The sequence below is a fragment of the Bradyrhizobium sp. USDA 4538 genome, from assembly GCF_024171045.1.
Lineage (GTDB): Bacteria > Pseudomonadota > Alphaproteobacteria > Rhizobiales > Xanthobacteraceae > Bradyrhizobium > Bradyrhizobium australafricanum.
In genome coordinates this window covers 4555626-4573028 of record NZ_JALJZE010000001.1, presented here as the reverse complement: position 1 = coordinate 4573028, position 17403 = coordinate 4555626, and the positions used below count along the sequence as shown (strand labels likewise).

General features: G+C 64.6%; 13 protein-coding genes. 8 read left to right on the top strand and 5 right to left on the bottom strand.

Annotation, left to right across the window (positions count from 1 at the left end; all coding sequences use genetic code 11):
• Nucleotides 1–339: 339 nt before the first annotated feature.
• The 5 genes from J2R78_RS20565 (at nucleotide 340) to J2R78_RS20545 (ending at nucleotide 9800) form a co-directional block, all read left to right on the top strand.
• Nucleotides 340–1083: an outer membrane protein gene (locus J2R78_RS20565; RefSeq protein WP_028333722.1), complete on the top strand. Its 744-nt coding sequence runs from the start codon at nucleotides 340–342 to the stop codon at nucleotides 1081–1083.
• A gap of 250 nt (nucleotides 1084–1333) precedes the next feature.
• Entirely contained in the window at nucleotides 1334–3478 is a 2145-nt protein-coding gene (locus J2R78_RS20560; protein WP_253606452.1) for a methyl-accepting chemotaxis protein, read from the top strand.
• Between the two features lie 217 nt (nucleotides 3479–3695).
• A complete protein-coding gene (locus tag J2R78_RS20555; RefSeq protein WP_253606450.1) occupies nucleotides 3696–4760 on the top strand; it encodes an MBL fold metallo-hydrolase in 1065 nt (354 codons plus the stop codon).
• Nucleotides 4761–4944: 184 nt separating this feature from the next.
• Entirely contained in the window at nucleotides 4945–6174 is a 1230-nt protein-coding gene (hemA, locus tag J2R78_RS20550) for a 5-aminolevulinate synthase (RefSeq protein ID WP_253606449.1), read from the top strand.
• Between the two features lie 116 nt (nucleotides 6175–6290).
• Nucleotides 6291–9800, top strand: a complete 3510-nt coding sequence (locus J2R78_RS20545) for a PAS domain-containing hybrid sensor histidine kinase/response regulator (protein ID WP_253606447.1) — start codon at nucleotides 6291–6293, stop codon at nucleotides 9798–9800.
• A gap of 185 nt (nucleotides 9801–9985) precedes the next feature.
• Here the strand turns inward: J2R78_RS20545 and J2R78_RS20540 are convergent, their stop codons facing one another.
• Both J2R78_RS20540 and J2R78_RS20535 read right to left on the bottom strand, forming a co-directional pair.
• A complete protein-coding gene (locus tag J2R78_RS20540; RefSeq protein ID WP_253606445.1) occupies nucleotides 9986–11164 on the bottom strand; it encodes a YncE family protein in 1179 nt (392 codons plus the stop codon).
• Nucleotides 11165–11350: 186 nt separating this feature from the next.
• Entirely contained in the window at nucleotides 11351–12025 is a 675-nt protein-coding gene (locus J2R78_RS20535) for a response regulator transcription factor (protein WP_057019436.1), read from the bottom strand.
• A gap of 316 nt (nucleotides 12026–12341) precedes the next feature.
• Here J2R78_RS20535 and J2R78_RS20530 point away from each other — a divergent pair, with 316 nt between their 5' ends.
• Nucleotides 12342–14006: an MFS transporter gene (locus tag J2R78_RS20530; RefSeq protein ID WP_035631004.1), complete on the top strand. Its 1665-nt coding sequence runs from the start codon at nucleotides 12342–12344 to the stop codon at nucleotides 14004–14006.
• A gap of 92 nt (nucleotides 14007–14098) precedes the next feature.
• Here the strand turns inward: J2R78_RS20530 and J2R78_RS20525 are convergent, their stop codons facing one another.
• The 3 genes from J2R78_RS20525 to J2R78_RS20515 all read right to left on the bottom strand — a co-directional run bounded on the left by J2R78_RS20525 (nucleotide 14099) and on the right by J2R78_RS20515 (nucleotide 15934).
• A complete protein-coding gene (locus tag J2R78_RS20525; RefSeq protein WP_253606443.1) occupies nucleotides 14099–14572 on the bottom strand; it encodes a secondary thiamine-phosphate synthase enzyme YjbQ in 474 nt (157 codons plus the stop codon).
• A gap of 183 nt (nucleotides 14573–14755) precedes the next feature.
• On the bottom strand, nucleotides 14756–15280 hold the full coding sequence (locus tag J2R78_RS20520; RefSeq protein WP_253606441.1) for a hypothetical protein: 525 nt from the start codon (nucleotides 15278–15280) through the stop codon (nucleotides 14756–14758).
• A 30-nt stretch (nucleotides 15281–15310) separates the two neighbouring features.
• A complete protein-coding gene (locus J2R78_RS20515) occupies nucleotides 15311–15934 on the bottom strand; it encodes a 2-hydroxychromene-2-carboxylate isomerase (RefSeq protein ID WP_225160800.1) in 624 nt (207 codons plus the stop codon).
• A 274-nt stretch (nucleotides 15935–16208) separates the two neighbouring features.
• On the opposite strand from J2R78_RS20515, the gene J2R78_RS20510 reads away from it, so the two are divergent.
• The gene (locus tag J2R78_RS20510) at nucleotides 16209–16580 is read left to right on the top strand and encodes an AtpZ/AtpI family protein (RefSeq protein ID WP_028338953.1); all 372 of its coding nucleotides are present in this window, start codon (nucleotides 16209–16211) and stop codon (nucleotides 16578–16580) included.
• Between the two features lie 72 nt (nucleotides 16581–16652).
• Nucleotides 16653–17402, top strand: coding sequence for a F0F1 ATP synthase subunit A (locus J2R78_RS20505; RefSeq protein ID WP_016847053.1), 750 nt, complete (start codon nucleotides 16653–16655; stop codon nucleotides 17400–17402).
• Nucleotide 17403: the final 1 nt, after the last annotated feature.

Genomic DNA, 17403 nt, shown 5'->3' with positions numbered 1-17403 from the left:
CAGAATCGCATCACGATCCAATCTCTTTGTTTGAGCATGATCTCCGCGCAAACGCGTTCCGCGTTTGTCGCGAGGGAAAACCGGTTTCCACTTTTCTGGATCATGCTCTAGCGGACGGCTTGGTTAATAGGAAACGCGGCTCATGCGCACCGCATTAAGCCTTGCTTCATTCCGGCTTAAGCGTTCGTTAGGCACAACAAAACGTTTCGCCGCAAAGGCTGCGACTTAACGCTCCGCGCAGCGTTCCGGTGACTGCATTTTATTCAAATGCGGTCTAACCCATCGCCGTGGATGGCGCCATTCACGCTGCGCCTCATGACTTGTCCGGAGACTGCCCCCATGAAGAAGTTCCTGCTCGCAACCGCCGCCGTCGCGGCGGCCGTCGCTGCCTTTGGCGCGACCGCCAACGCCGCCGATTTCAACCGTGGCTACTATCAGAAGGCGCCCGCGCCTGTTTACGCCGCTCCGCTCTACAACTGGACCGGCTTCTATCTCGGCGGCCATCTCGGCGGCGTTTTCTCCCAGAACAACAATTTCAACGGCCTCGCGCTGTCCGACTCCGACGCCCGCTTCATGGGCGGCGTGCAGGCCGGTTACGACTGGCAGCTGTCGCCGATGTGGGTGATCGGCCTCGAAGGCCAGTATTCCTGGGTCGGCGGCCATCAGCTCAACGCGATCTTCCCGGGCGGCTACGTCTACAACAACAACCAGCGCGGCATCGGCTCGATCACCGGCCGCGTCGGCTACACCTGGGGCCCGGGCCTGATCTATGTGAAGGGCGGTTATGCCTATTCCGACAACAACGAAACGGTGACGCTCGGCGGCGCGCCGGTTGGCTTCAGGCTCAGCGACAACCACAGCAACGGCTGGACCATCGGCGGCGGCGCCGAATACATGTTCGCGCCGAACTGGTCGGCCAAGGTCGAGTACCAGTACTACGACTTCGGCGACAGCCGCTTCACCGCGCCGGGCGCGCTGGTGCCGGTCGGCAGCTTCCACAATGACGAGCACACGGTGAAGGCGGGCCTCAACTATCGCTTCAATCTCGGCAACCTTGGCGGCCCCGCTTACGGCCGCTACTGAGATCGCCCTTACAATCAGAAGTAGAAAAGGCCGGCGCAAGCCGGCCTTTTTGCATCCGATCGCGTGCATCGATTCCGCACGGCGAACCGAGACGTCGCCACTGCGCGGCAGCCCTGAAAAATCCTGCAGATCGTCGCAATTTTCCCGATTTTGTTAACCGGCCGCACCGATACTCCCGCGCCGGGGAAACATCCAAGAGTAGTGGCCAAGGATAGTGGCCAAGCGTAGTGGGCCAGGGGGCACAGGGGCAATGGCGTTTCGGTTCAAGCTCGGCAAACCAAATCTCAAGCGTATCCATCTGCCGCAGATGGGCGTCAGGGGCAGCCTGTTCGCGGCATTCGCGGTGATCGCAGGCATGGCGCTGGTGATCAGCGCAGGCGCCGGCATCGTGCTGCATCAGCTCGGCGGCACCATGACCGACCTCAGCGGCCGCGACATTCCGCGGCTTGCCGCGAGCCTGCAACTTGCCGCGCAAAGCGCTTCGCTGGCGGCGCAAGGCCCCGGCCTGCTCGCCGTGCAGAGCGACGACGCGCTGAACGATCGCACCAAGAAGGTGCAGGACGTCGCGCGGCTCACCAACGCCAAGCTTGGCGAGATCATCGAGCTCGGCGCCGACAAATCCGTGGTCAGCGCGCTGCAGGAGAACGTCAAGAACACCGACGAGGCGACCAAGAGCCTGATCTCGGCGGCGCGCGAGCGGCTCGAGGTCGGCGCGCTGCGCGACAAGCAGTACAACGCACTGCGCAAGGCGCAGGCGGCGTTCGTCTCCGCCGCAAGTCCCGCGATGCTCGACGCGCAGACCCGGCTCAACGCCATCCTCGCCGCGGCCGAAGTCTCCGCGGACGACGCCACTGAAGCGGCCCGCACCGTCGGCCAGATCAGCAACGTGCTCGCCGCCGGCAATCTGATGGCCGCCGACATGACCGCGGCGCTGTCGGCCAATTCCAGCGAAACCCTCGATGCGATCGAGGCCGAGTTCAAGGCCGGGCGCGAACGCGTCAAGTCCAACCTCGAGGACCTGCCGAACAATCCCGCGATCGTGGCAGTGCGCGACACCGCTTCCAGGCTGCTCGTGCTCGGCGAAGGCAAGACCGGCGTGTTCAAGATCCGCCAGAAGGAGCTCGACGCGATCGACTACGGCCAGACCATCCTGGAAGAGACGCGCAAGCTCAATGTCGGGCTCGGCATCAGCGTGCAGCAGCTGGTCGACGCGGTGCAGAAGGAGACCGACAGCTCGACCTTCCAGGCACGGCAGCAGATCTCGCTCGCGACCATGGTGATGATCGGCCTCGGCGCCCTGACGCTGGTCGGCTCGTTCCTGTTCGTCTGGCTCTATGTCGGACGCAACATCCTGCGCCGCATCCGCGGCCTGCAGCGCTCGATGCAGCTGCTGTCCGACGGCGACCTCGACACCGAGATCCCGCAGAGCCGCCAGCGCGACGAGATCGCCGTCATGGCCGATGCGCTGCAGGTGTTCCGCGAGAGCATGGTCGAGAGCCGCGAGCTCACCGAAAACCAGAACAAGGACCGCAGCGCCAAGGCGGAGCGCGCCTCGCGCATGGAAGCGCAGATCGTCACGTTCGAATCCAACGTCCGCAGCGCGCTCGGCAGCCTGCAGACCGCGGCGAACTCGATGCAGTCGACCGCGCAGAGCATGTCGGCGACCGCGGACCAGTCGAGCGCATTGGTCAACGCCGTCGCGTCGGCCGCCGAGGAAACCTCGGTCAACGTGCAGACGGTATCGGCCGGCACCGAGGAGCTCTCGTCCTCGATCCAGGAGATCGGCCGCCAGGTCGTCACCTCGGCGGAGATCGCCCGCAAGGCGGTGGAGGAAGCCAGCGCCACCGACAGCACGATGCAGGGGCTCGCCGACAATGCCGCACGCATCAGCGTCGTGGTCGACCTGATCCAGACCATCGCCTCGCAAACCAATCTGCTCGCGCTCAACGCCACCATCGAGGCGGCGCGCGCCGGCGAGGCCGGCCGCGGCTTTGCCGTGGTCGCCTCCGAGGTGAAGAACCTCGCGAGCCAGACCGCGAAGGCGACCGAGGAAATCCGCCAGCAGATCGTCAGCATGCAGGAGGTGACGACGACGGCCGTCTCCGCGATCCGCAACATCTCGAGCACGATCGGCGAGATCAACGACGTCACCACCGCGATCGCCGCCGCGGTCGAGCAGCAGGGCGCGGCGACCCGCGAGATCGCCCGCAACATCCAGCATGCGGCGGGCGGCACCAGCGAGGTGTCGAGCAACATCGTCGGCGTCTCGACCGCCTCGGCCGAGGCGGGCACCGCCGCCGGCGAGGTGCTGAGCGCCTCCGACGCGCTGCGCCGCGAGGCCGACGTGCTGCGCTCGGAGATCGACGGCTTCCTGTCGAACATCCGCGCGGCCTGAGGTGCCATCGTCATTCCGGGGCGGTCCGCAGGACCGAACCCGGAATCTCGAGATTCCGGGTTCGCCTCTTCGAGGCGCCCCGGAATGACGGAAGTTTGTTCGCGCGCCCGTTCATATCATCCGGGTTACGGAATTCTCGGACTACCCGTCCCATTCTCCGGACGACTATCTGATTTTTCGGCTGGCGCGGCGGCCCGTGTGCCGCTAAGCCGGTAGCATGCATACGAAGACCGACCCCGTGCACTCCTCGGCGGAGGCACTGCGATACCCCTGGGAGAACCATCCCGGCCACGACCAGGTCGTGGAGGTAGCTCCCGGCGTGCTGTGGGCGCGGCTGAAGCTGCCGTTCCGCCTTAACCATGTGAACATCTATCTGCTCGCCGACGGCGACGGCTGGACCATGGTGGACGCCGGCTTCGGCAACGAGGAATCGATCGCGGCCTGGACCACGCTGTTCGAGGGGCCGCTGAAGCACGTCAAGGTCACCCGCCTGATCGTGACGCATTCGCATCCCGACCATGTCGGTCTCGCCGGCTGGATCACCGAGCGCTTCGGCTGTCCGCTGTTCATGTCGCAGGTGGAATATCTGCAGTCGGTCTATCACCAGAACCGCGGCACCGAGGAGCGGCGCAACGCGCAGCGGCTGTTCTTCCGCCGCCACGGCATGGACGAGGACCTCACGGAGAAGCTGCTCGGCCGCGGCCAGGACTATCTGAAGCGCGTGTCGGTGCTGCCGCCGTCCTATCACCGCCTCACCCATGGCGACGAGGTCGTGATCGGCATGCGGCGCTTCAAGGTGATCACCGGCGGCGGCCACGCGCTCGACCAGGTGATGCTGTATTGCGCGGCCGACAAGCTGTTCCTGTCCGCCGACCAGGTGCTCAGCAAGATCTCGCCCAATGTCAGCGTCTGGGCGGTCGAGCCCGAGCAGAACTCGCTCGGCGAATATCTGGCGTCGCTGGCAAGCCTGACCACCACCCTGCCCTACGACGTGATGGTGCTGCCCGGCCATGGCGTGCCGTTCTATGGGCTGAAGACCCGGATCAAGCAGCTCGCCGATCACCATGAGGAGCGCTGCCGGCTGATCGCCGAGGCTTGCCGCGAGGTGCCGCAGACCTCCAAGGAGCTGGTGCCGGTGGTGTTCCACAAGCACGTGCTCGACGAGCACCAGATGGGCTTTGCCGCGGGCGAGCTGGTCGCCCATGTCAACTACATGCTGGTCGAGGGCCGCCTGACGGCCGAGATGCACGCCGACGGCATGCTGCGCTTCAGGACCACCTGAGCCCCGCCGGGCGGCAAGCGTCGCCCGGCGATTTGACCGAAATCGAGCCGAACGGTCCCGAGCTAGGGCAATTTGCCCAACTGCGGCGCATGCCCAGATGTGGGTCAATGCATGGACATTAGAGCTGGAAAAGCTCTAAGAAGAAGCAGTCATTCCGGTCAGGTTCCGCTTTCTGGGTTTGCCGATGGATTACAGCCAGTTCTTCAATGCCGCCCTCAACCGCCTGCACGACGAGCGGCGATACCGGGTGTTCGCCGACCTCGAACGAATCGCGGGACGCTTCCCGCACGCCACCTGGCATTCGCCGAAGGGCAGCCGCAACGTCGTGATCTGGTGCTCCAACGACTATCTCGGCATGGGCCAGCACCCCAAGGTGGTCGGTGCCATGGTCGAGACCGCGACCCGGGTCGGCACCGGCGCCGGCGGCACCCGCAACATCGCGGGCACCCATCATCCGCTGGTGCAGCTCGAGGCGGAACTCGCCGACCTCCACGGCAAGGAAGCCTCGCTGCTGTTTACCTCGGGCTATGTCTCGAACCAGACCGGCATCTCGACGCTCGCCAAGCTGATCCCGAACTGCCTGATCCTGTCGGACGCGCTGAACCACAATTCGATGATCGAAGGCGTGCGCCAGGCCGGCTGCGAACGCCAGATATTCCGCCACAACGACGTCGCGCATCTCGAGGAGCTCTTGATCGCCGCCGGTCCCGACCGGCCGAAGCTGATCGTCTGTGAGAGCCTTTATTCGATGGACGGCGACGTCGCACCGCTCGGCAAGATCTGCGATCTCGCCGAGCAATACGGCGCCATGACCTATCTCGACGAAGTGCATGCGGTCGGCATGTACGGCCCGCGTGGCGGCGGCATCGCCGAGCGCGACGGCGTGATGCACCGGATCGATATCGTCGAGGGCACGCTGGCAAAAGCCTTCGGCTGCCTCGGCGGCTACATCGCAGGCCGCGCCGAGGTCATCGACGCGGTGCGCTCCTATGCGCCGGGCTTCATCTTCACGACCGCGCTGCCGCCGGCAATCTGCTCGGCCGCGACGGCTGCGATCCGGCACCTGAAGACCTCGAACTGGGAGCGCGAGCGCCACCAGGACCGGGCCGCCCGCACCAAGGCGATCCTGACCGCCGCCGGCCTGCCTGTCATGTCGAGCGACACCCATATCGTGCCGCTGTTCGTCGGCGATCCCGAGAAGTGCAAGCGGGCCTCCGACCTGCTGCTCGAGGACCACGGCATCTACATCCAGCCGATCAACTATCCGACGGTCGCCAAGGGCACCGAGCGGCTGCGCATCACGCCCTCGCCCTACCATGACGACGGCCTGATCGACGCGCTGGCCGAGGCGCTGCTCCAGGTCTGGGACCGGCTCGGCCTGCCCCTGCACCAGAAGTCGCTGGCCGCCGAGTAACCCTATCCGTTTCCGACCCCGAATTTGGGCCGGCCGTGCATCGCGCGGCCGGTCCTTTGCGTTATAATCCTGACAACCGGCCCTTCCCCAGCGGCCGGGACAGGAGATGAGCAGCGATGCTGCACGACTGGGGCGTAATCGCCACGGCGTTCGCCTACATCGGATTGTTGTTCTTCATTGCCAGCCGCGGCGACCGCAGCTCGCCGGGCGAGCGCGGCCGCGCCAGCCAGTGGATCTACCCGCTGTCGCTGGCGATCTACTGCACCTCCTGGACCTTCTTCGGCTCGGTCGGCTTTGCCACCCGCACCAGCATCGACTTCCTGGCGATCTATGTCGGCCCGATCGTGATGGTCGGACTGTGCACGCCGCTGCTGCGCCGGGTGATCGCGCTCGCCAAGTCGCAGAACATCACCTCGATCGCCGATTTCATCGCCGCGCGCTACGGCAAGAGCCAGGCGGTGGCGGCGACCGTGGCACTGATCGCGATCATCGGCTCGGTGCCCTACATCGCGCTGCAGCTGAAAGCAGTAGCCTCGTCACTTGAGACCATCCTGAGCGAGGACCAGGCGTTCTCGAAAATCCCTGTGATCGGCGACATCGCGCTGATGGTGACGCTGGCGATGGCGGTGTTCGCGGTGCTGTTCGGCACCCGCCACACCGACGCGACCGAGCACCAGCACGGCCTGATCCTCGCGATCGCGGCTGAGTCCATCGTCAAGCTGGTCGCCTTCATCGCCGCCGGCGCTTTCGTCACCTTCTGGATGTTCTCGCCGGTCGAGCTCTACGAGCGCGCCCTGAAGACGCCGGAGGCGGTGCGCGCGATCGAATATGTCCCGTCGATCGGCAATTTCCTGATCATGACGCTGCTGTCGTTCTGCGCGGTCATGCTGCTGCCGCGCCAGTTCCATGTCAGCGTGGTGGAGAATTCGACGCCCGCCGAAGTCACCCGGGCGCGCTGGCTGTTCCCGCTCTACCTCATCGCCATCAACCTGTTCGTGATTCCGATCGCGATCGCAGGCCTCGTCATCTTCCCGTTCGGCGCGGTCGATGCCGACATGTTCGTGCTGGCGCTGCCGATCGAGGGCAATTCGCAATTGCTCAGCCTCGCCGTGTTCGTCGGCGGGCTGTCGGCGGCGACCGCGATGGTGATCGTCGAATGCGTCGCGCTGTCGATCATGGTCTCCAACGACATCGTGCTGCCGCTGGTCTTGCCGCGCAGCGACGACGCCAGCGCCGGCCAGAAGGACTTTGGCGATTTCCTGCTGAAGGCGCGCCGCTTCTCGATCTTCGCCATCATGGTGCTGGCGTATTTCTACTATCGCGCGCTCGGCAACACCCAGCTGGTCGCGATCGGCCTGTTGTCGTTTGCCGCGATCACCCAGCTGGCGCCGGCGTTCTTCGGCGGCCTGTTCTGGCGCAGAGCCACCGCACGCGGCGCCATGGCGGGCATGCTGGTCGGCTTCGCGACGTGGCTCTACACGCTGTTCATCCCGAGCTTCCTGGAAACCTCGACCGCCGGCCTGATGCTGCTGCAGCACGGGCCGTTCGGGATCGAGGCGCTGCGGCCGCAGGCGCTGTTCGGCGCCGACCTGCCGCCGCTGCTGCACGGCGTGCTGTGGAGCCTCGCGCTCAACATCCTCACCTATGTGCTGTTCTCGCTGGCGCGCGCGCCGTCCTCGATCGAGTTGTTGCAGGCCGACGTGTTCGTGCCCAACGCGCTGGCCCCGATCGCGCCCAGCTTCCGGCGCTGGCGCACCACGGTGACGGTGGAGGATATCCAGAGCACGGTGACGCAATATCTCGGCCCCGACCGCACCCGCGAGGCCTTCGCCTCCTTCGCCGTCGACCGCAACATCGTGCTGCTGGCGTCGGCTCCGGCCGATTTCGAGTTGCTGCAGCATGCCGAGCGGTTGATCGCCTCCTCGATCGGGGCCGCGTCCTCGCGCCTTGTGATGTCGCTGCTGCTGCAACGGCGCACGGTGTCGGCCAAGGCCGCGCTGAAACTGCTCGACGACTCCCACGCCGCCCTGCACTTCAACCGCGAGATCCTGCAGACCGCGCTCAATCACGTGCGCCAGGGCATCGCGGTGTTCGACGCCGATCTGCAGCTGATCTGTTCCAACCGCCAGTTCTCCGAATTGCTGGGGCTGCCGCAGCATCTGGTGCAGCTCGGCATCCCGCTGTCCGAAATCCTCGAATTCATGGGCGCGATCAGTCCGCCTGCGTCCGGCGACGGCGACAGCCTGCTGCAGGCCCGCCTGCGCGCCTACACCACTGAGGGCGAGCCTTATCTGGAACGCTTCACCGACCGCCATCTGGTGATCGAGGTGCGTGCCAACCGCATGCCGGGCGGCGGGCTCGTCATCACCTTCTCCGACGTCACGCCGAGCTTCGAGGCGGCGGAGGCGCTGGAGCGCGCCAACGCGACGCTGGAAAAGCGGGTGCGCGACCGCACCGAGGAGCTGACGCGGCTGAATTCGGAGCTCGCGCTCGCCAAGGGCATCGCGGAAGACGCCAACGCCTCGAAGACACGCTTCCTTGCGGCCGCCAGCCACGACATCCTGCAGCCGCTCAATGCGGCGCGCCTCTACGTCACGAGCCTGGTCGAGCGCCAGAACGGCGGCGAGGATTCGCGCCTCGTCGAGAACATCGACGACTCGCTCGAGGCGATCGAGGACATCCTGGGCGCGCTGCTCGACATTTCCAGGCTCGATGCCGGCGCCATGACGCCGGCGATCACGAGCTTCCGGATGGCCGACCTGATGCGCTCGCTGGAGATCGAGTTCATGCCGATCGCCCGCGACAAGGGCCTCGACCTGCGCTTCGTGCCGTGCTCGCTGCCGGTCGAATCCGACCGCTCGCTGCTGCGCCGGCTGCTGCAGAACTTCATCTCCAACGCGATCAAATATACCCCGCGCGGCCGCGTCTTGATCGGCTGCCGCCGCCGCGGCACCACGCTCCAGATCAGCATCTTCGACACCGGCGTCGGCATTCCCGTGCAGAAGCGCGGCGAGATCTTCAAGGAGTTCCACCGCCTCGAGCAGGGCGCCCGGATCGCCCGCGGCCTCGGCCTCGGCCTGTCGATCGTCGAGCGGCTGGCGCGGGTGCTCAACCACCGCATCGCGATCTCGGCCAATGTCAGCGGCGGCTCGGCGTTCTCGGTCACCGTGCCGGTCGCGACCGCGGTCAACCATACTGCGGCCGTCACCACCGCCACGCCCCTGTCGAAGACGCCGATGAGCGGCTCGCTGATTGTCTGCATCGAGAACGATCCCGCCATCCTCGACGGCATGAAGACGCTGCTGACGGCGTGGGACGCCGAGGTGATCGCGGTGCTCGACGCCGACGGCGCGATCAGCGCGATCGAGGCCGCCGGTGGCCGCGTCACCGGCGTCCTGGTCGACTACCATCTCGACCGCGGCAACGGCGTCGCCGCGATCCGCGAGATCCGCCGCCGCTTCGGCGACGGCATTCCGGCGATCCTGATCACCGCCGACCGCAGCCCTGCGGTGCGCGCCGCCGCGCGCGAGGAAAACATCGCGGTGCTGAACAAGCCGGTGAAACCCGCCTCGCTCCGCGCCCTACTCGGACAATGGCGCACCCAGCAGATGGTGGCGGCGGAGTAGCGCGCGGCGGCGCAATCCGGGCGCGCATCTCGCATTGGATCATGATGCGACTGGATCGAATCGCATCATGAAGGCACGGCAAAGACACGGCGCTCCCTCCCGCAAGCGCGAGAGGTGAAGCGAGCCTGCGCAGTGGCCGGCTCAACCGAAAATCACATGCTCCAGCAAGATCGCCAAGCGTCGGTTCAGTTCGGCCCCATTCCGGCCGACGCCGGGTGCCCTGGCACCTGAAAGCGCTTGCCTGTGTCGGTGACGTTGGTTCCGTCGACCTTGAGGATCGAGAAATCCTGGCTGAGGTAGTTCCCGACCAGGATGTATTTTCCGTCAGGCGTGAAGACCGCGGCCTCAGGCAGTCCGCCGACTTCGATATCTCCGGTCTTGGTCACTTTCTTGCCGTCGATCTTCAGGACCGAGACGCTGCCGTTCTTCTCATGGAAGAACGCATTCTTCATGTTCGAGCCGCGCAGGATCACCGAGACTGCGAGATCCCCCTTCGGACTGACGCCAAGCCCCTCCGGTCCATCGCCGACCACCACGCGATCGATGATGCGCGGCGGCTTCGCTTCGAGATCGATGACGCTGGCCGTGTCGACGCTGCCGTCCGACGCGCCTGAGTTGCCATTGTCCGACGTCAACGCGATCTTGCTGTTCGGGGTCACTGCGACGTTGTAAGGCCATTGGCCGGCCGGCAGGTCTATCTTGGCGTAGGTGACTTTGTCGCCGGCGATATCGAGCACCGATATCTTGTGCCCGGGAAAACGCGCGACCAGCGCGTGCTTGCCGTCTGGCGCGAACGCGACATGTGCGACACTGTCTGGCATCGATATCGTGTCGGTGATCTTGACGTCAGTGCCGTTGACCGAAAGCACGCTGATCGAATTGTCCCCGCGGTTGGCAACCAACGCCGTCTTGCCATCGGGACTGAAGCTCAACCCTGATGGCTGCTTTCCGCCGGCAATGGTCGCTGCCAGCTTGGGCGGGGTCGCCTTGAGATCGATCACATAGATCTTGTTATCCGGCACCTGCTTCAGAGCGTCGCCTTCCTTCACCACGTCGACCGAATCCGCGACCAGCGCCACCGTTCCGGTCGGATCGATAGCGACGTTGACCGGGGGGCCGACTACCGAGTTCTTCAATGGGAGAGAAGCCGCAATCTTCGGGTTCTCGGGATCGGCGAGATCGATGATCAGCACTTGATCCTTGCCGGGCGCTGACAGCACCGGCTTGCCGTCGTCGTCCCACAACAGCTTCTCGTCCAGGCCGACGATCATCAAGGGCTTGGCCTGAGCGCAATTGAAAGAGCTGGTACCGAGAAGGATTGCCGCAGCCAGAGATAGTCCGGCGACGCGAGTGACGGAAATCATGGCGTTCTCCCCAAAAGCACGCGGCCTCTCACGGGCCGATGCCGGACAGGATACTCGGTTTTCGACCGATGCGCAGTTTGAATGGAATCTGGATGGCTTCGCGAAAGCGTGCCATCGGGCGCTTTCGCGCCCCTTTTTTCAATGCCGTGGCCCGAGGCCGGCGATCACAGCTGGAGTTGCTCGGGACTACGTCGGCGGCGTGCCCTGGCGCCACTGGCCGCCGGCGATCTTGGCGGCGGCGATCACGGCTTGGGTGCGGCTTTCGACGCCGAGCTTCTGCAGGATCGCCGAGACATGGGCCTTGATGGTGGCTTCGGAGACGCCGAGCTCATAGGCGATCTGCTTGTTGAGCAGCCCCTCGGACAGCATCATCAGCACCCGCACCTGCTGCGGGGTCAGCGTCACCAGCCGGTCGCGCAGCCGCGTCATGTCGGGATCGCCGGCCGCCGACAGATCGGTGTCCGGCGGCACCCAGACGTCGCCCTCCATCACCTTCATGATGGCATCCCGCAGCGTCTCGACGCCGAAGCGCTTGGGGATGAAACCGGAAGCGCCAAAGTCGAGCGAGCGGCGGATGGTCCCGGCATCGTCACTGGCGGATACGATCACCACCGGGATCGCCGGATACTGCGCCCGCAGATAGATCAGGCCGGAGAAACCGCTGATCCCCGGCATGCTCAGGTCCAGCAGGATCAGGTCGACCTCGGAGTCCCGTTCCAGCAGCGCGGTCAGATCCTCGAACGATCCGGCCTCGCTGATCGTGGCCGAACTCACGACGCTCGACACCGCCTGACGCAACGCATCGCGGAACAGCGGATGGTCGTCGGCGATGACAAGATGAGTATTGGCAGCAGCAGTCATCTCAGTCCCACAAGCGGGCCTTAGGCAAACCCGCGTCGCTCGGTTTTCGCCCGCGCGGCAGTATCACGCAAGCGCTTGATAATACCAGATGCCAACGCGGTTAACCCGCGCAGCTTGTGCGCCGCAATAGACGCCTGCGGAGGCGCTCCATCCTGCTCTTCCTTCAGAAGATAGGTTCGATCCTGAAAAGGCCAAAAGTCTTATTGGGGCGGGTTTCACTGCGATGTTACCTTCATCTCAAGCCGAGGGCCTATTCGGGCCTCACCCGCCAGCCGGGGGCGAGCATGGCAGCAATATTTCGGGGGGAGCAATCCAGATGTCCACTATGACTGCAACTTCGGCGCGGCCCGCCGGCATGACAAAGGATGAGCGTTTCGTCATCCTCGCGTCGTCGCTCGGTACCGTGTTCGAGTGGTACGACTTCTATCTCTACGGTTCGCTGGCCGGCATCATCGGCGCGCAGTTCTTCTCGGACTATCCGCCGGCGACCCGCGACATCTTCGCGTTGCTGGCCTTCGCCGCGGGCTTCCTGGTGCGCCCGTTCGGCGCGATCGTGTTCGGCCGGGTCGGCGACATCGTCGGCCGCAAATACACCTTCCTCGTCACCATCCTGATCATGGGTCTGTCGACCTTCATCGTCGGCCTGTTGCCCAACGCCAAGACCATCGGCATCGCGGCGCCGATCATCCTGATCTCGCTGCGCCTGCTGCAGGGCCTCGCGCTCGGCGGCGAATATGGCGGTGCCGCGACCTATGTCGCTGAGCATGCCCCGCCCGGCAAGCGCGGCTACTACACCTCGTTCATCCAGACCACGGCAACGCTTGGACTGTTCCTGTCGCTGCTGGTGATCCTGTTCACGCGAACCCTCACCGGCGAAAAGGACTTCGCCGACTGGGGCTGGCGCATTCCATTCCTGGTGTCGGTGCTGCTGCTCGGCATCTCGGTCTGGATCCGGCTGCGGCTGAACGAATCGCCGGTGTTCCAGCGGATGAAGGAGGAGGGCAAGACCTCCAAAGCGCCGCTGACCGAGGCCTTCGCGACCTGGAGCAACGCCAAGATCGTGATCCTCGCGCTGCTCGGCCTGACCATGGGCCAGGCGGTGATCTGGTACACGGGCCAGTTCTACGCGCTGTTCTTCCTGCAATCGATCCTGAAGGTCGACGGCTACACCGCCAACCTCTTGATCGCCTGGTCTCTGTTGCTCGGCACCGGCTTCTTCCTGGTGTTCGGCGCGCTGTCGGACAAGATCGGCCGCAAGCCGATCATCCTGGCCGGCTGCCTGATCGGCGCACTCACGCTGTTCCCGATCTTCAAGATGATCACGACCAACGCCAATCCGGCGCTGGAGAAGGCCTATGAGACGGTCAAGGTGCAGGTGGTTGCGGATCCGGCCGGCTGCGGCGATCTGTTCAACCCGGTCGGCACCCGCGTCTTCAGCGCGCCTTGCGACACCGCCCGCGCCTTCCTTGCCCAATCGTCGGTGAAATATTCGACGGTGCCGGGCCCGGCCGGCTCGCCGGTGAAGATCCTGATCAACGACAAGGAAGTGCCGTATACGGACGCCAAGACGTCGAACCCCGCAATCCTCGCGGCGGTGCAGGCGGCGGGCTATCCGAAGCCGGGTGACGCCGGCATCGTGAAGATGTCGCACCCGTTCGATGTCTTCCGTCCGCAGGTGGCCGCGGTCATCGGCCTGCTGTTCATCCTGGTGCTCTACGTCACCATGGTCTACGGCCCGATCGCCGCCATGCTGGTCGAACTGTTCCCGACCCGCATCCGCTACACCTCGATGTCGCTGCCCTATCATATCGGCAACGGCTGGTTCGGCGGCCTGCTCCCGGCGACCGCGTTCGCGATCACCGCCTCGACCGGCGACATCTACTCCGGTCTCTGGTATCCGGTCATCTTCGCCGCAATCACCGTCGTGGTCGGCGCGCTGTTCATTCCGGAAACCAAGGACGTCGACATCACCAAGACCTGACCGTCGACATCGCGATCAAAATGCATCGGCCGCGGAGCGATCCGCGGCCGATGTCATTTGGAGGCGAGGTCTTGAAAGATAGGTCGCGCGTGTCAGCGCGTGGCGCCGACGAATTGCAGCACGATCTCGCGCCGGTGCGGACGGGCGCGATGCTCGATCAGATAGATGCCCTGCCAGGTGCCGAGCGCCATCTGACCGTCGAGCACGGGGACCTGCAGCGAGGTCGCCGTCAGCATGGTCTTGATGTGCGCCGGCATGTCGTCAGGGCCTTCGGTGTCGTGACGCCAGCCGCCGTCTTCGGGCGCTGCGCGGTCGAGCGCATTCTTCAGATCGACCAGCACGGTCGGATCGGCATTCTCCTGGATTGTCAGCGAGGCCGAGGTGTGGCGGATGAACAGCGTGACCGCACCCTCGCCGGCACGCGCCTCGCGCAGGAATTTGGCGACCTCGCGCGTGATGTCGGTAAAGCCGGCGCCCGACGTTTCGACCGCCAGGCGCGACGACACGATGCTGGTTGCCGCGACGGAGGATGGCGCCGAGTGCGTGATGGTCCTCGATGAGTTCATCTGTAACTCTCACTATGTCGTCCCGGCGAAGGCCGGGACCCATACTCCGCGGCCCCTCAGTTACGAAGATTTGGAGTTGCCAGCTTAGCCACCCAACTCCCAGCGGTGGTTATGGGTCCCGGCTCCCGTGCGCAATTGCGCACTAGGCCGGGACGACGCTGGATAGACGGCGCCAGCACAACATCAAATCTTGCCGCCATTGACGTCGCGCTGCACGCGGTTGGCCATCTCGATCAGCCGCCGCCAGGCCCGTTCCAGGAACGACATCATGCGATCCATGTCGCGGTCGCTCGGCAGCGGGATCTCGATCTTGCGCTCGCCCTCGGCGACCTTCGGCTCGGTCTTGGGCTCCGCCTTCTTCAGCTGATCCGATTTCGGCAACGCCTCGTCGGTCTTGGCCGACGGTGCGCGCGCAGCGAGCTCGCCCTTGAGCTTGTCGTTGTCGGCTTGCAGGCGACCGATCTCGGCATCCAGCGCCGCCCGCTCATCCGGCACCATGTAACAGGCCCAGCCGGCGCTGGAATTGGTGCAGGTCGACACGGCGCCGGTGTGCGTGTCGAGCCGCAGGAAACCGTCGCCGGCCGGAGACAATGCGTAGCGGCCATTTTCGGTGTCCGGCGCGGTTTGCGCGATCGCCGCGCCGCCGCTTGCGATCAGGATGGCAGCAATTGCGATGGACAATTTCGACGGCGACATCGCGATGGGCATGGCTTGCTCCGCCTCAACCTGATTCCTGCCCTAGACCACAGAGCTATAGGGCTTGCGGCCCGACTTCAACGCGTCTTCAAGCAATTCGATCCGGTCCTGGCCCCAGAACACCTCGCCATCGAGCACGTATCCGGGCGAGCCGAACACGTCGGCGTCCAGTGCATTCTGGCGATTCTGCTCATAGGCCGCGCTGATCGCTTCAGTGCCGGAGCGCTCGACCAGCTGCCGGCCGGGCAAACCGGCATCGTCGGCGAGCTTCACCAGCGTCTCAGGATCAGCAAGATTAAGCTGCTGCTCCCACACCGCGGGATAGGCCCGTTGCAGGAACGGCTCGGGGTCGAGGCCGGACTCGAGCATCGCGATCACCACGCCATCGGCAAGGCGCCCGTTGAACGGCCAGTTGGCCGGCTGCAGATGAAAATTCAGCCCGCGCTTGTCGCGCCAGCGCTGCAACTCGATCATCCGATAGCGCTGCCGCACCGGATGGCGCTTGGCGAGCGGCAGTCCGCCGGTCTCGGAGAACAGATCGACCAGCAGCACAGGCCGGTAATTTACCTTGAGATCGTAAGTGCTTACGAGTCGAACGAAGGGCTTGTGGCCGATATAGGCCCAGGGGGATTGCAGCGAGAAGTAGTAATCGATCTGGCGCGACATGCGGAACCTGACTGCGTGAGAGGACGGGACTTTCGGCGATCCCAGCAGAGCGGGAATAGCCACGCAATATCGCTCAATGCCACGCAAGCTGTTGCACTGCGATCACTGCGTCACTCTGACCTTGAATATCTCCAAATAAAACCAGCAGAATCAAAGCAATAACTGGTTACGACGCAATCTTGACTTGATTAGACGCGGTAAGTATGGTCCGCGCGGCTTTTGACGGGGACGGGCGCAATTTCCATCATCCGCGGCATCGGTTAGTGTTTGCAGCATGGCTGAGAACACCAACGACGGCGCAAATGGAAGTCGCGATCAATCGCCTCCTGACGAAGCTGCGCTTTCCGCAAGGCTCGGAAGTCTCGATCATCGGTTGTCAGAAATTCGCGACAGCCGCAGGAGCAAGACTGATCAATCCGGTAATGAAAGCGGGGACAGTGCGGCCAGAGCTTCGGCTATGGCGCTCGGTTTTCGTCTTTCCTCGGAGCTGATCGCGGGCGTTGCCGTCGGAGCGGCGATTGGCTGGGGGTTCGACCGTTTGCTGTCGACGTCGCCATTCGGCTTCATCGTGTTAACGCTGCTCGGCTTCGTCGCCGGGGTGGTCAACGTGGTGAGGTCCGCGGGCGTGGCCTCGGGCAAGCGCTGAGCGCTGGCGGGAAGTCACGACATTTGAAATTCGATTACCGGCACGATAGCCGGTGGACCAAGAGCCGCGCGGATGAAAATCGACCCGATCCACCAGTTCAATATCGAGCCCCTCTTCACGCTCGGCCACATCGGCAATCACACGATCGCCTTCACCAATTCCTCGCTCTTCATGCTCATCGCGGTGCTGCTGATTGCGCTGCTGATGCTGGCGAGCGGCCGGGAACTGGTTCCGGGACGGCTGCAGTCGGTCGCCGAGATCTCCTACGAGTTCGTCGCCACCACGATTCGCAGCACGGCCGGCGCGGAAGGCATGAAGTTCTTCCCGCTGATCTTCTCGCTGTTCATGTTCCTCTGCGTCTCGAACCTGGTCGGCGTCATCCCCTACACCTTCACGATCGCGAGCCACCTGATCGTCACCGCGGCGCTCGCGCTTTTGGTGTTCTTCACCGTCCTGATCTACGGCGTCTACAAGAACGGCCTGAAATTCTTCAGCATCTTCGTCCCCCACGGCGTTCCGATCTACATCCTGCCGCTGGTCATGTTCATCGAGATCCTGTCGTTCTTCCTGCGGCCGGTCTCGCACAGCGTTCGTCTGTTCGCCAACATGCTGGCCGGCCACATCGCATTGAAGGTGTTCGCGGGCTTCGTCGCGATGCTCGGCTTCTCGCTGGGCGCGCTCGGCTGGGTCGGCGGCGTGCTGCCGCTGGCGCTCACGATTGCGCTGTATGCCCTCGAACTGCTGGTCGCGTTCCTGCAGGCCTACGTGTTCGCGATCCTGACCTGCATCTACCTCAACGACGCCATTCATCCGGGACACTAAG